Raw genomic sequence first — 13,575 nt, 5'->3', positions numbered from 1 at the left:
ACCAGGCAACACGATGTCGCCCCGTAAGGCCAGGCGGCAGGTAGCGGTTGAGGCTCGTCATGTCTCCGGGATTGATGGTCCCGTTGGGCAGCGTCCCTGCAAACCCGGTCGTGACCTTGCAATCCGAGCCTCGGACGATCTCGGCAAGACGATCGCTGGCCCCGCCCAGGTACTCACCCTCCCAAGGGTTCAGTGTGCATCTCGCGGCCGCGATGCCGCCTGCCCTCAACCCCGGGAATGGAGCATCGAGAAGGCCCCCTGGGCGGATGACTTCTACGAACCCGCGTTCGACGTGCGAGACGGCGCGGTAACGCTGAGTGATGGTCCGGGGTGGGGGATCGTCGTCGACGACGCGGCCCTTTCGGGCGCGAAGCGCGCAACGTCACGTCTCGCGACCCTCGCGTAAGAAGCGGCTGACCGGTCGGTTTATCCGGAAGTCCTCCACCGATGGTGGAGGGCGCGCTATAGTCGTGAACGTTCACGGTGACATTCTCCCGCCGGCTGCACACCTTCCATCGACGAAGACGAGGACTCTTGATGCCCGACCTGGACCTTCCCCCGCATTTCCGTTTCGGAGTCGCGACAAGCGCCTTCCAGATCGAAGGCGCTTGGAACGATGACGGCAAGGGTCCGTCCATCTGGGACACCTTCGGTCACACACCGGGCAAGGTCCGCGACGACATCCCCGGGGACGTGGCGTGTGATTCCTACCATCGCTACGGCGATGACATCGCTTTGATGAGCAGCCTAGGCCTCGACACGTACCGGATGTCGCTGAGTTGGTCGCGGCTGATCCCCGAGGGTGTCGGTCGACCGAACCCGGCCGGCCTGGACTACTACGACCGCGTCATAGACGGGCTGCTCGAAGCCGGCATCGATCCCAATGTGACGCTCTACCACTGGGATCTGCCGCAGGCCCTCGAGGACAAGGGCGGCTGGGCCAATCGCGACGTCGCTGACTGGTTCGCGGAATACGCCGCCCTGGCCTTCGACCGGTACGGTGACCGGGTACGCCGGTGGGCGACCCTGAATGAGCCCATCTCCTTGTGGATCGGATACGGCGTCGGCTTCTTCGCGCCCGGACACCGCGATGCCATCGCAGGGCGCCAGGCGATGCACAACGCCATGCGCGCCCACGGCCGTGGCGTGCAAGCCTTCCGCGCTGCCGGGTCTCCCGGCGAGATCGGAATCGTGCTGGATATCTGGAAGCGCGAGCCCGCCACGCAGTCTCCCGAAGACATCGCGCTGGCTCACCAGGGAGAAGATGACGGCTTCCGCTTCTTCCTCGATGCCCTCCGTGGCGGAGGCTACAGCGATCGACTCCGCCACAGACTGGAAGCTGAGGGGACGCTTCCGGACATCCGTCCCGAGGACCAGGCTCTCATTGAGGAGCCAATCGACTACCTCGGCCTGAACGTCTATTCGCGGGTCGTCGTGAACTCCAAGACGAACGATCCCGACGTGTGGGCGCAGAGCGACCCGCAACCGGGCGGCAACTTCCTCGACAACGGACTCGAGTACTACCCCCGAGCCGTCTTCGAAGCGCTCGAGATGGTGCGCGACGACTACGGCTGGACCGGGCCCACCTACATCACCGAGAACGGCATGATCGACGGTCCCTCCGCGGCGGAGAATCCGCTCGAAGACGACGAGCGCATCCGCTACGTGCGGGGCTTCCTCGAGTGGATCTCTGAAGCGATCCGTGCGGGCCACGACGTGCGCGGGTACTACCTGTGGAGCTTGATGGACAACTACGAATGGTCAGCAGGGTTCAGCGCGAAATTCGGGATCGCGGCACTTGACCCTGTGACCCTGGATCGCCTTCCGAAGAAGTCGGCCCTCTGGTATCGCGATTTGATCTCGGATCATCGAGCGAAGCGGGCGGTCAGCGAGGGCGTCACGTCGAACGTCTGACCGTCAGCTCCGGTGTGACGCTCCGGTGTACTTCGGGGCCTCGCACCGGAGCCTGCCCCTCGGCGATCTGGATCACCAGGTCGACCGCGAGATCAGCGACTGCCTGAAAATCCAACTGGAGCGTTGTCAATTCCGGGGTCACCACGAGCCCGAGCGCCAAGCCGTCCATGCCGACGACGGCGATCTGATCGGGGACGTCGACCCCGCTTTCCGTGAGTTGCTTGATCACGCCGATGGCAACGACATCGTTGAAGCACACGATCGCGTCGGTGTCCGGCCAGAGGTGGAGTGCCTCTTCCGCGGCACCACGCGCCGCATCGAGATCGGGGTCGGCGTCGGTGTGGGTGAGCAGAACTCGAGGGTCCCGGCCCCGCGATGTCATTTCGGCAGCGAACTGCTCTGCACGCCACGAACGGCGACTGCTGAGCGACCAGTCGAGCATCGCGATGTGTTGGCGCCCGCGGACAAGGAGGTGCTCGATAGCGGCTTGGATCGCCGAGCCGAAGTCCAGGATGATCGTCGCCCGGGACTGGCTTTCGGGCGAGCGGTCGAAGAGAACGAGCGGCATCGACCCGAAGACCTCTTCGATGTGGGAGTCGTCGAGTTCCACGTGCCCGAAGACGGCATCCACTTGACCGACGAGGCTGCTCGCCGCTGCGACTCCACCATGAGCCGACTCGGCGATGAGGACCGTCCATCCGCGTCGGGTTGCCGCATCGAGCACTCGCGAAGCTAGTTCCGCCCAGAAACTGTTCGTCAGATCGACCACGATCAGCCCGAGGGTGGGCGCGACCTTCGTCACCAATCCGCGGCCGAAACGGCTCGGCCGATAGTGAAGTTCCCGCGCGGCCTCGAGCACGCGCTGCTTGGTGGCCGCGTTGATGCCTGGCATGTCGTTCATCGCTCGCGTGACGGTCTGCCGAGACACTCCCGCGCGAGCCGCGACGTCAAGGATGCCGGCTCGCCGAGGGGCGACGAATTCAGGATCAGCCATGACCGAATCGTAACGCCCGCACCGAATCGTGACACGAACGAGCTTGACAGCGTGTTGGGAACTCCGTACAGTCGGCCTGGTCGTGAACGTTCACGACGCGAATTGAACCGGCACCGCATCGCCCAGAAACTGTGACGAACAGGATCTGACCGCCGGCTGATAGCGAGTGGTCAACGACGACAGGAGGCTCATGTCCCAGATGCAAGAACGCCTCCCCGCTGCCCCTCTGCAGCGCGGAGCCAAGGCGCGAAAGTCCCGACGCCAGGGCGTCGGTGCGATGTGGCTCTTCGTGTTGCCGGCTGCGGCGGTCTACCTGTTCGTGGTGCTCTGGCCGACGCTGCAGGGCATGGCGCTCTCGTTCACCGACTGGGACGGTCTGTCAGCCGTCAAGAACTTTGTCGGCTTCGACAACTTCGCTCTGATCTTTGCCGACCCGGAGTCGTTCGCAGCGACCTGGCGCACCATCCTCATCGCCGTGGTGATCACGGTGGTCCAGAATGTATTCGGTCTGCTGCTCGCGCTGGGCGTCAACTCCAGGATCAAGAGCAAGTACGCGCTGCGGGTGGCCCTGTTCGCACCCGTTGTCATCATCCCGGTGGCCACCGCGTACACCTGGCGTTTCATCCTGGCCCCGACCGGCCCGCTCAACGACGTGCTGTCAGCCCTCGGCGTACAAAACCCGCCGGACTACCTGGGTGACAGCCAACTCGCCATCTGGGCGGTGTGCCTGGTGATGATCTGGCAGTACAGCGGCTACTCGATGGTCATCTTCCTTGCGGGTCTACAGGGCGTGCCCGAGGAGATCATCGAAGCCTCCTACCTCGACGGGGCTGGCCCAGTTCGCCGCTTCTGGAGCATCATCCGCCCGGAGCTCGCCCCCGCTCTCACGATCAACTTGATGCTGTCGATCATCGGCGGGCTCAGGATCTTCGACCAGGTCTGGGCGTTGACGAACGGTGGCCCGGGCAATTCGACGATGACCATCAGCACTCAGCTCTACCAGGCGGCTTTCCGATTCGGCGAGTTCGGCTACAGGGCGGCCCTCGCGGTCATCCTCACCCTCATGGTGGCCGTGATCTCGGGAATCCAGTACCTCGCCTTGCGCCGACAGAACGGAAACTGACGATGCATAACAAATACACCTGGCGCACCGGCATCCTCGAGGTCGTCATGATCGTCGTCGCGATCCTGTTCGTCATCCCCCTCTACCTGTTGGTCAATGTCGCGCTCCGCACCTCGAATGACCCGGCCTCCGTGCTCGCGCTGCCGACGCAGATCACCTTCGACAACTTCGCCCGGGCGTGGGTGGACGGAAACCTCGGCAACGCGCTCGTCAACAGCGGAATCGTGGCGGTGGTGAGCACGGTGCTGATCATCTTGTTCTCCGCTTTCGCGGCGTACCCGCTTGCTCGCAGCATGCGCAGACTGTCGAAGTTCGCCTACTACGGGTTCCTCGCGGGCCTGCTGCTGCCGTTCCAGCTCGCGCTGATCCCCCTTTACCTCACCATGCGCGACATCGGGCTCCTCGGTACCGTGTGGTCGCTCGTGCTGTTCTATGTCGGCAGCCAGATGCCGTTCTCGATCTTCTTGTATGCCGGGTTCCTCCGTCGAGTCCCCATCGAATACGAGGAAGCAGCATCTGTCGACGGTGCCGGACCCGTGGGAACATTCTGGCGCGTGGTGTTCCCCCTGCTGCGCCCCATCACGGGAACCGTGGCGATCCTGAATCTGATCAACATCTGGAACGACTTCTTCACCCCGCTCCTCTACCTCAGCGGAAGCGGCCAGCAAACCGTTCCGGTCGCGCTGTACTCCTTCTTCGGTCAGTACTCGACAGAGTGGAACATCGTCTTCGCCGGCCTGTTGATCTCGGTTGCACCGGTTCTGCTGCTCTACTTCCTTCTCCAGCGAACCGTCATCCAAGGCTTCGCCAGCGGGCTGAAAGGCTAACCCGCTGACGACCCGCCAGCCACCTGGCACCCCCCCCACCAAAACACAGTGAAAGGTCAACTCATGCACTACAAGGGTGTAGCAGTACTCGCGGGCATCGCGCTCGCAGCGGTCAGCCTTGCCGGCTGTTCGAACACACCGAGCGGCGGTGACTCGTCGACCCTGAAGGTCGCGGGTCTCGGCGCCGGCGATCACGACGCGTTGGTCGCCGTCGGCGATGCCTTCACCAAGGAGACGGGCATCAAGCTCGACATCTCCGAGGATGGGTCGGCGAACTACGCGACGACGCTTCGCACCCAGCTGGGTGCAGGCACGGGGCCGGATGTGTTCTTCGTCTACCCCGGAAGCGGCAGCCCTGGCGCCCAGAAGACGCTCGCCGAGGCCGGACTGCTCGAGGATCTCTCCTCCCTCGGTTTCGAATCCAAGATCCCGCCGGCCTACGTCGATGCGGCGACGTACGACGACAAGTCGTACCTGGTGCCGATGACGCAGGGCCTCATCGGAGCCATCTACAACGACACGGCGATGCAGGAGGCGGGCCTCACCGCACCGACCACTTTCTCGGAGGTGCTGCAGTTCTGCGCAGATGCCAAGACCGCAGGTAAGACGGCGTTCGCTCAGGGGTTCCTCGACGAGTTCATCCCGCAGATGATCCCGTACGCGCTCACACCGACGCTCGTCTACGGACCCGACCCGGACTTCGCAGCACAGCAGGCCGATGGCTCAGCCACGTTCGCGGACTCGGGGTGGAAGGAAGCATTCGACGAGTACAAGCAGATGACCGATGCCGGATGCTTCCAGCCCAACTTCCAGGGAACATCGTTCGTGGACTCGGCCGGGATGGTGGGCCGGGGTGAATCACTCGCGCTGGTGGGCGTGAACGCCTTCCTCCAGCAGATCCAGGATGCCGCTCCCGACGGCACCACCTTCGCGATCCGTCCCCTGCCCGCAACGGACAACCCCGACGATACGCGCATTGCTGCAGCGTTCGCGGCCGGCTACGGGGTGAACGCCAAGGCGAAGAACAAGGACTCGGCGATGAAGTTCGCTGAATACCTCGCGACGCCTGAAGCTCAGGCGCTCTACGCCAAGACGGCGGCCGGCCTGCCGGTCTTCATCCCGGAAGGTTTCGAAGCCGACCCCGTGTTGGCCGACATGATTCCTTACCTCGCGGACAACAAGTTCTCGCCGTATCCCGACCAGGGATGGCCGAACAACCGTGTTTCGGCTGTTCACGCCTCTGCTCTCCAGCAGCTCCTGTCGGGTGACATCTCCGTCGACGACGCGCTCGCGCAGATGGACCAGGCCTACAACTCGAAGGGCTGATCCATCCGGGGCCCGTTGCCTTCATCGGCAGCGGGCCCTTGTTTGTCCTGTCATCGAGAACCGACCACGAATTGCCCTGACTTGAGAGGCGCACCGACATGAATGATCCCATCGGCGACTTACTGGCTCCACGACCGCTCGGACGAACCGGAATACTGGTGCCCGGCATCGGTATCGGCGGCAGCCCCCTGGGAAGCTCTGCCTCGCTCTACGGACATGGCACCGCCGAGGATCAGGGTGTGGCAACGGTCACTCGGGTCCTCTCAGGGCCGCTCGGCTTTCTCGACACCTCCAATGCGTACTCGGCCGGTGAGAGCGAACGCCGCATCGGGCAGGCCATCGCCAGCTACGGAGGCCTTCCCGACGGATTCGTGCTCGCCACGAAAGTCGATGCCGACCCCGATACCGGGAGATTTGACGGAGATCGAGTACGCCGCTCGTTCGAGGAGAGTCTCAGTCGACTGGGTGTCGATCGGGTGCCGCTCCTTCACCTTCACGACCCCGAAGGGTTCATCTCCGTCGAAGAAGCCAGCGCACCGAACGGAGCGATCGAGGCGCTCCTGCAGCTCAAGTCGGAGGGTGCCGTCGATGCGATCGGCGTCGCCGGCGGTCAGGTCTCCGAAATGAGGAAGTACGTCGAGACGGGCGCGTTCGATGTGCTCCTCACCCACAATCGTTTCACTCTCGTCGACCGTTCGGCGCAGCGGCTCATCGAACTCGCTTCCGAACGCGGCCTCGGAGTGATCAACGCTGCAGCCTTCGGGGGCGGCATCCTGGCCCGAACTCCACGTTCGGGAGACAAGTACGCCTATGGCATGGGCACCGAGCAACAGGTTCGTGCGGCATCTCTCATGGCCGCCGCCTGCGACCGCTACGGCGTGCCCATCGCCGCCGCCGCCCTGCAATTCGCGGCGAGCCTTCCAGGAATCGACTCCGTGCTCGTCGGCGCATCGCGACCCGAGCGGGTCGACGAGACCATCCGTCTGGCAACTCTGGACATCCCTGCTGAGCTGATCGAGGAGCTCGACGCTTTGACGCCCGGCAGCGATTTCTGGATTCAGGACTAATGATGACCGACCCCTTCGGCGGAGCCCACTGGATTTCCCGGCCCGTCCCTCGTTCCGCGAGGATCGTGCGCCAGATCACCCGAACCCGAACGGACTGGGCAGAACCCGGGCACACCCTTGCCCAGTCCTTCCACGCAGACGGACCTGTCGCCGCGGTGAACCTCACCCTGGTCGAGCTTCAGGACATCCAGAATCCCTACACCACCGACGTAAAGTTCTCGATCGCTCTGGAGACTCCGGCGGGCGACGCCATCGCCCGCCGGGACTTCGAAGGCCCGCAGCTGGTCTGGGACTACTTCGGGCCGTTCTTGGACGTGGCACCGACGGCACCTTCTGGTGACTATCTCGCGGTGCTCCGTGTCGAGAGGGGCACGATCGGATGGGCGACCGCAGACATGCCGGATGCCCCGATCGACGACGGGGTGTCACCCGTGCCATTGACCGGAACTGCCTTCGCCGATGGCCAAGCCGTCGACGGTGCACGGATGCTGGGGATCGACACCATCCCGGCGCCGAACCCGGTGTTTCGTCGCTCATTCCGCGTGGACACAGCCCCCGCATCCGCGACCCTCGCGGCAGTCGTTCTGGGCACCGGTGTCGTCACCATCAACGGCCACCGCGTGGGAGACGAAGCCCTCGAACCGGCCGTGACGGATTACGACCGAACCGTGCTGTACCGCACCTGGGACGTCGCGCACCTCCTCCGAGAGGGTGAGAACGAGATCGTGGTCGAGGCCGGCCGGGAACGCTATGCCGCACGCGGAGGCGACACCTGGGGCTGGCACCTCGCCCCCTGGCACCGGGAGCCGACCGCCCTCGCGCGCTTGGAGATCGTCGGCGCCGACGGATCGTCGGCGTCGATCGTCACCGATGACCAGTGGGAGTGCGCCCCCGGTGCGGTGGAGGCCGAGCGTCTGTTCCGGGGTGAAGACTGGGTCGTGCGCTCCACCGAAGCCGAGTGGACGCAGGTCGTGGTCGTGACCGGACCAGCGGGAGAGCTGCGCCTGAACTCTGCGCCACCCGTCAAAGCCCTCGCCCCCAGGCCCGCCGCTCTGGTCGAACGACTCGATCCGCAACGGACCGTGTATGACTTCGGTGAAGTCATGGTCGGCCGGATACGGTGCCGGGTCTCTGGGGCCCCGGGCGCCGTCATTCAGGTGCGATCCGGTGAGCAAAGAACCGACGACGGCGCTGTGATCTGCGACAACAATCTGGTCGCGGGCGAGGCGCAACTGGACACCCTGCGACTCGAGAAGTCGGTGACCGACTACCTTTGGGAGCCCCAATTCGGCTACCGCGGGTTCCGCTGGATGCAGGTCGAGGTCTCCGGCGACGTCACGGTCGAAGATGTCCGCGCCATCCTGTTGTACGCCGACGTCGAACGTGTCGGCGAGCTTCGCGCCAGCGAACCGGTCGTGGAATGGATCGACACCGCGACAGCGCGCACGTTCCGCAACAACCTCCACGGCATCCCCACCGACACCCCCATCTATGAGAAGAACGGGTGGACGGCCGACGCGCATCTCGCGACGGAGGGGCTCCTTCATCACTTCGATCTGCGCGACGCCTTCGGCAAGTGGATGGACGACCATACCGACGCCCAGTCCGCTGACGGATCGATGCCGCAGATCATCCCGACCCCCGGATGGGGCCGGGCATCCGACCCGGCATGGTCAGCTTCCGCCGTGCTCATCCCCTGGTACCTCTACCGCGAGTACGGAGACCGAGCGATCCTCGAGCGCTCGGCCGACACCATCCGGCGTTACGCCGACCAGACCATCCGTGCACTCGATGGTGCACTGTGGAGTGGGCGGACCTGGGGCGACTGGTTGTCTCCCGGCCACACCCTCGGACCAGAAGGAATGCCTTCCATCGGTACGATCATGGCCGTCACCGTGTTGCAGTACACCGCCTCGGTCATGCGCGAACTGGGAGATCCGGCCTCTGAGCACTACGACGATGCCGCCGCCGGCGCGGCTGCGAACTATCACAATGCCTTTTTCGACCTCGAGTCCGGCACGTACCGTGTGCCGGGCGTCGGATATCGTCAGGCCCTGAACATCCTGCCGCTGGCTTTCGGCATCGTGCCCGATAGGCACGTCACGTCTGTGCGCGCCGGGTTGATCGCCGACATCGAAGAACGAACCGATGGTCACCTCGATTGCGGCGCCGTGGGCGTGCGACACCTCCTACCGGTGCTCAGCGCGGCCGGGCGCGATGACTTGGCTCTGACGATCTTGACCCGGCGAACCAGGCCCGGGTGGGGCGCCTGGTTCGAGAACGGGGAATCGACGCTCCTGGAATCCTGGGACCCGGATGCGCGCTCCCGCAACCACTACTTCCTCGGCTCGGTATCCGCATGGATCCAGCAGCGAGTGGGCGGTCTGCGCCTGACCGAACCCGGATGGCGGCGATTCGAGATCGCGCCGGTCGACGACGCGCGCGTCTCCCGCGCATCCATCCGCCACCGGACGCCGCTCGGCGAGGCGCGAGCGGCGTGGGAGCGCGGCCCAGGTGGCTGGCGTTTCGAGGTCACCGTTCCGGCCGGAGCATCGGCTCGGATCGTCGTGCCCGGTGGAGAGCGGGAGCTGTCCGAGGGTGACCACATCGTTCGGATCAGCGCGTGAGTGAGAAGGACATCGACGAGCTGGTCGCAATCATGACGCTGGAGCAGAAGGTGCGGCTCCTGACGGGTCGAGACTTCTGGTCGACCTGGCCCGACGAGGCTCTGGGACTCCGAAGCATCGTCTTCTCCGATGGACCTGCAGGAGTGCGGGGCATCTCGTGGGATGAGCGCGAGCCGTCTTTGAGCCTTCCGTCGGGAACCGCCCTCGGGGCCACCTGGGACCGGGAGCTCGCCGAGCGCTATGGCGCAGCTCTTGCGGTCGAAGCCATCCGCAAGAACGTCGACGTCGTGCTCGGCCCGACCATCAACCTGCACCGCTCGCCCCTCGGCGGCCGCCACTTCGAGTCGTTCAGCGAAGACCCTGAGCTCACGGCCCAGCTCGCCGCAGCCTACGTTCGAGGCATCCAGAGTCACGGCATCGGAGCCACGCCGAAGCACTACGTGGCCAACGAGGCCGAGACGGAGCGCTTCACCGCCGATTCGGTCGTCGACGAACGAACGCTGCGCGAACTCTACCTCCGCCCCTTCGAGGCCGCGGTCGTCGAGGGCGACGCGTGGGCGCTCATGAGCGCCTACAACTCCGTGAACGGCGTGACGGCAAGCGAGAACGATCTGCTCCGCGCGCCCTTGCGCGAGGAATGGGGTTTCGAGGGCCTCGTTGTCAGCGACTGGACCGCCGTGCGCACGACAGCCGCGGCCGCCGCGGAGCAAGACCTCGCCATGCCCGGCCCGCACGGGGCGTGGGGAGGCGCTCTCGTCACGGCCGTCCGCTCTGGAGAGGTCGACGAAGGCGCGATCGATCGCAAGATCGCCCGGCTGCTTCGGCTCGCGTCCCGTGTCGGTGCCCTGAGCCCGTCCCTGCGGGAGGCCTCGCCCGACGCCCTATTGGAAGACGGGGTCGGCCTCGCGCGCGAGGTGGCAGCGCGGTCGTTCGTGCTGGTGAAGAACGACGACCTCTTGCCGATCGCACCAAGGCCGGGGCTTCGAGTCGCGGTGATCGGGCAGAGCGCCGCCGTGCCCCGCACCGCGGGCGGTGGATCGGCCACGGTCATTCCTGAGCGAAACATCACCCCGCTCGAGGGCATTCGCGACGCCTATCCCGAAGCCGAGATCGAGTATCGGATCGGCGCGGTCATCGACGACTCCCTCACCGAGCTTCCTGTGACCGAATTGATCAACCCGAACACCGGTGCTCCTGGCGTGAGGGTCACCTTGCGAAACGCCATGGGGGACACCCTCCACGTCGAGGACCGCTTCTCGACGCGCCTGATCTGGCTCGGCTCCCACGCGCCGATCCAACAGGCCGCACGTGTCGAAATCGAGACCATCTGGACCCCGACCGATAGCCGCGCCGTGCGGTTGGATGTCGCCACCATGGGACAGGTTCGAGTCCGCGCCGGAGAAGAGACGTGGGCAGGAGGGCTCTCCGCCGAGGGAGCGGACATCGCGGTCGCGCTTCTCGCCCCGCCAGCGCTGGAGCACTACCTCAATATCGAAGCCGGACAACAGATTCCTCTCTTCATCCAGATCGATCGACGGATCGATGTCGAAGGCACGGAATCAGCCATGTCCGTGATCATCGGAACCTCGCCGGAGGCGGCCGATGAGGAAACGCTGATCGACGACGCTGCAGAAGCCGCAGGCCGCGCCGATGTGGTGGTGTTGGTGGTCGGCACCACCAGCGCCGTGGAATCCGAAGGATTCGACCGCGTCGACCTGTCCCTGCCAGGCCGCCAGGACGAGCTGGCCCGACGCGTGCTCGCAGCCAACCCGAACACCGTGGTCGTCGTCAATTCCGGCGCCCCCGTCATCCTGCCGTGGCAGGAGTCTGCGAGAGCTGTGCTCTTGGGCTGGTTCGGTGGGCAGGAGTTCGGGCACGCGGTCGCGGACGTCATTTCCGGAACGCGGGAGCCCGGTGGAAGGCTTCCGACGACGTGGCCCGCCGCGCTCACGGATGTGCCGGTTCTCAACACCACGCCAGTCGAGGGAAGGCTCGCCTACTCCGAAGGTCTCAACATCGGCTACCGCGCCTGGCAACGCGAGAACCAGCGACCGCAATGGGCGTTCGGCCACGGCCTGAGCTACAGCTCCTGGGCGTTCGTCGCACTCGACGTGCCGAGGCAAGCCAACCGTCATCAGGAGATCGTCGCCCGCGTGCGTATCAGGAACACGGGCCATCGAGCCGGCCGTCAAGTCGTGCAGGTCTACGTGCAACGCTTCCTGTCGAAAATCGATCGCCCGGCCCTCTGGCTTGCCGGCTTCACTGTCGTCGACAGCGAAGCCGGTGCAGCCCACTGGGTAGACGTGGCTGTTCCGGCTCGCGCCTTCGAGCACTGGACCGACCAGGGTTGGCAGGTCGAACCAGGCACGTTCACCCTCAAAATCGGATTCGCCTCCGATTCCCTACCCCTGTCGACCGGAATCGAGCTGGCATGACAACGGATCGAGACTTCCCCGAGGACTTTCTCTGGGGTGCGGCCACGGCAGCCCACCAAGTGGAAGGCGGAAACACTAACAGCGACTGGTGGCACTTCGAACACGACCCGAAGACTGCCGCCCGGGAATCGTCCGGCGACGGTATCGACCACTTCCACCGGTATGCCGACGACTTCGCGCTGCTTGCCTCGCTCGGGCACAACGCCCACCGGCTCTCGATCGAATGGGCGAGAATCGAACCCGCCCCGGGCGAATTCAGTGACGCAGCCCTGCAGCACTACCGGCGAGTGCTCACCGCCCTGAAAGAGCAGGGCCTCGTCTCGTTCGTCACGCTGCATCACTTCACTGTCCCGAAATGGTTCGCGGATCGTGGCGGATGGGTGGCTCCCGACGCCGTCGCAGTCTTCGAGCGGTACTGTCTCCGTGCGTTGGAGGTACTCGGCGATCTCATCGACTTCGTCTGCACGATCAACGAGCCGCAGATGGTCGCGCTCCACGGCTACCTCGAGGGATATCACCCTCCCGGTGTGACCAACGCCGTGCTGTGGAAACGAGTCGGGCGCACACTTCTCGCCGCTCACACGCGCGCGGTCGCGGCCACGCGGCGAACGAGCGACGCGCAACCGGGTCTCGTCGTCCAGCTTCCTCTGCTCGCCCCAGTTCGAGATGACGCCGTCACTCGTGCATTCCACGATCACCTGCAACACGAGATCGTCGACCTCTATATAGAAGGAGTCGCCGAATCCGACGACGGCGGCGATTGGCTCGGCGTGCAGTACTACCGCAAGAACTGGGTGGATCCGGCATCGCCCACACTGTTCGCGGCACCTCCGGTTGGCACGCAGGTCACTCAAATGGGCTGGGCCGTGCACCCCGACGGACTCCGACAAATGTTGCACCGCGCAGCAGAAGCCGGACTGCCCCTTTATGTAACCGAGAACGGCATCGCCACCGAGAACGACGCGGAGCGCGTCGACTATCTCGAGAGCCACTTGCTCGCCGTCGGCCAGGCGCGAACCGAAGGAGTCGACGTGCGTGGGTACATCCATTGGTCCGCCTTCGACAACTTCGAGTGGTCCGAAGGGTACGGCCCGAAATTCGGGCTGATCGGCGTCGATCGCGCGAACGGTTTCACCCGGATGCCCAAACCGAGCGCCTTCGGGCTCGCCGCCGTGGCCGACACCGGACGCGTCGCGGCTCTCCGCCCTGCGGTGGCATCAACAGGGCTCCGAGCCGAGTACAAGTCCGCCTACTAATCGCCA

The 13,575-nt window shown here is 65.1% G+C and carries 9 protein-coding genes; 8 read left to right on the top strand and 1 reads right to left on the bottom strand.

Annotated features, from left to right (window positions below):
• Positions 1–537: 537 nt before the first annotated feature.
• Entirely contained in the window at positions 538–1,914 is a 1,377-nt protein-coding gene (locus tag BLW00_RS04325; protein ID WP_092549661.1) for a GH1 family beta-glucosidase, read from the top strand.
• On the opposite strand, the gene BLW00_RS04320 is transcribed toward BLW00_RS04325, so the two are convergent.
• Positions 1,898–2,908: a LacI family DNA-binding transcriptional regulator gene (locus tag BLW00_RS04320; protein ID WP_092549658.1), complete on the bottom strand. Its 1,011-nt coding sequence runs from the start codon at positions 2,906–2,908 to the stop codon at positions 1,898–1,900. The genes BLW00_RS04325 and BLW00_RS04320 overlap by 17 nt on opposite strands.
• Positions 2,909–3,098: 190 nt before the next feature.
• Here BLW00_RS04320 and BLW00_RS04315 point away from each other — a divergent pair, with 190 nt between their 5' ends.
• The 7 genes from BLW00_RS04315 to BLW00_RS04285 all read left to right on the top strand — a co-directional run bounded on the left by BLW00_RS04315 (position 3,099) and on the right by BLW00_RS04285 (position 13,569).
• Complete coding sequence (locus BLW00_RS04315; protein WP_092549655.1) at positions 3,099–4,031, top strand: carbohydrate ABC transporter permease; 933 nt, start codon at positions 3,099–3,101, stop codon at positions 4,029–4,031.
• Between the two features lie 2 nt (positions 4,032–4,033).
• A complete protein-coding gene (locus BLW00_RS04310) occupies positions 4,034–4,858 on the top strand; it encodes a carbohydrate ABC transporter permease (protein WP_092549652.1) in 825 nt (274 codons plus the stop codon).
• A gap of 63 nt (positions 4,859–4,921) precedes the next feature.
• Positions 4,922–6,184, top strand: a complete 1,263-nt coding sequence (locus tag BLW00_RS04305) for an ABC transporter substrate-binding protein (RefSeq protein WP_092549650.1) — start codon at positions 4,922–4,924, stop codon at positions 6,182–6,184.
• 98 nt (positions 6,185–6,282) lie between these two features.
• Positions 6,283–7,251 carry an aldo/keto reductase gene (locus BLW00_RS04300; RefSeq protein ID WP_217634282.1) on the top strand — a complete coding sequence of 323 codons (969 nt, stop codon included), beginning with the start codon at positions 6,283–6,285 and terminating at the stop codon, positions 7,249–7,251.
• 2 nt (positions 7,252–7,253) lie between these two features.
• Positions 7,254–9,878, top strand: a complete 2,625-nt coding sequence (locus BLW00_RS04295; protein WP_217634281.1) for a family 78 glycoside hydrolase catalytic domain — start codon at positions 7,254–7,256, stop codon at positions 9,876–9,878.
• Positions 9,875–12,313, top strand: coding sequence for a beta-glucosidase (locus tag BLW00_RS04290; RefSeq protein WP_322788328.1), 2,439 nt, complete (start codon positions 9,875–9,877; stop codon positions 12,311–12,313). Before BLW00_RS04295 ends, BLW00_RS04290 begins: the two co-directional genes overlap by 4 nt.
• Complete coding sequence (locus BLW00_RS04285; protein WP_092549641.1) at positions 12,310–13,569, top strand: glycoside hydrolase family 1 protein; 1,260 nt, start codon at positions 12,310–12,312, stop codon at positions 13,567–13,569. The genes BLW00_RS04290 and BLW00_RS04285 overlap by 4 nt, the downstream gene beginning before the upstream one ends.
• Positions 13,570–13,575 lie beyond the last annotated feature (6 nt).

The sequence above is a fragment of the Herbiconiux ginsengi genome (assembly GCF_900107435.1).
GTDB lineage: Bacteria > Actinomycetota > Actinomycetes > Actinomycetales > Microbacteriaceae > Herbiconiux > Herbiconiux ginsengi.
This window is presented reverse-complemented; position numbering and strand designations above follow the sequence as displayed.

Bases quoted from the DNA above. Each gene is read 5' to 3' on its own strand.
- BLW00_RS04325 (WP_092549661.1), top strand. From the start codon at position 538: ATGCCCGACCTGGACCTTCCCCCGCATTTCCGTTTCGGAGTCGCGACA.
- BLW00_RS04320 (WP_092549658.1), bottom strand. From the start codon at position 2,908: ATGGCTGATCCTGAATTCGTCGCCCCTCGGCGAGCCGGCATCCTTGAC.
- BLW00_RS04315 (WP_092549655.1), top strand. From the start codon at position 3,099: ATGTCCCAGATGCAAGAACGCCTCCCCGCTGCCCCTCTGCAGCGCGGA.
- BLW00_RS04310 (WP_092549652.1), top strand. From the start codon at position 4,034: ATGCATAACAAATACACCTGGCGCACCGGCATCCTCGAGGTCGTCATG.
- BLW00_RS04305 (WP_092549650.1), top strand. From the start codon at position 4,922: ATGCACTACAAGGGTGTAGCAGTACTCGCGGGCATCGCGCTCGCAGCG.
- BLW00_RS04300 (WP_217634282.1), top strand. From the start codon at position 6,283: ATGAATGATCCCATCGGCGACTTACTGGCTCCACGACCGCTCGGACGA.
- BLW00_RS04295 (WP_217634281.1), top strand. From the start codon at position 7,254: ATGACCGACCCCTTCGGCGGAGCCCACTGGATTTCCCGGCCCGTCCCT.
- BLW00_RS04285 (WP_092549641.1), top strand. From the start codon at position 12,310: ATGACAACGGATCGAGACTTCCCCGAGGACTTTCTCTGGGGTGCGGCC.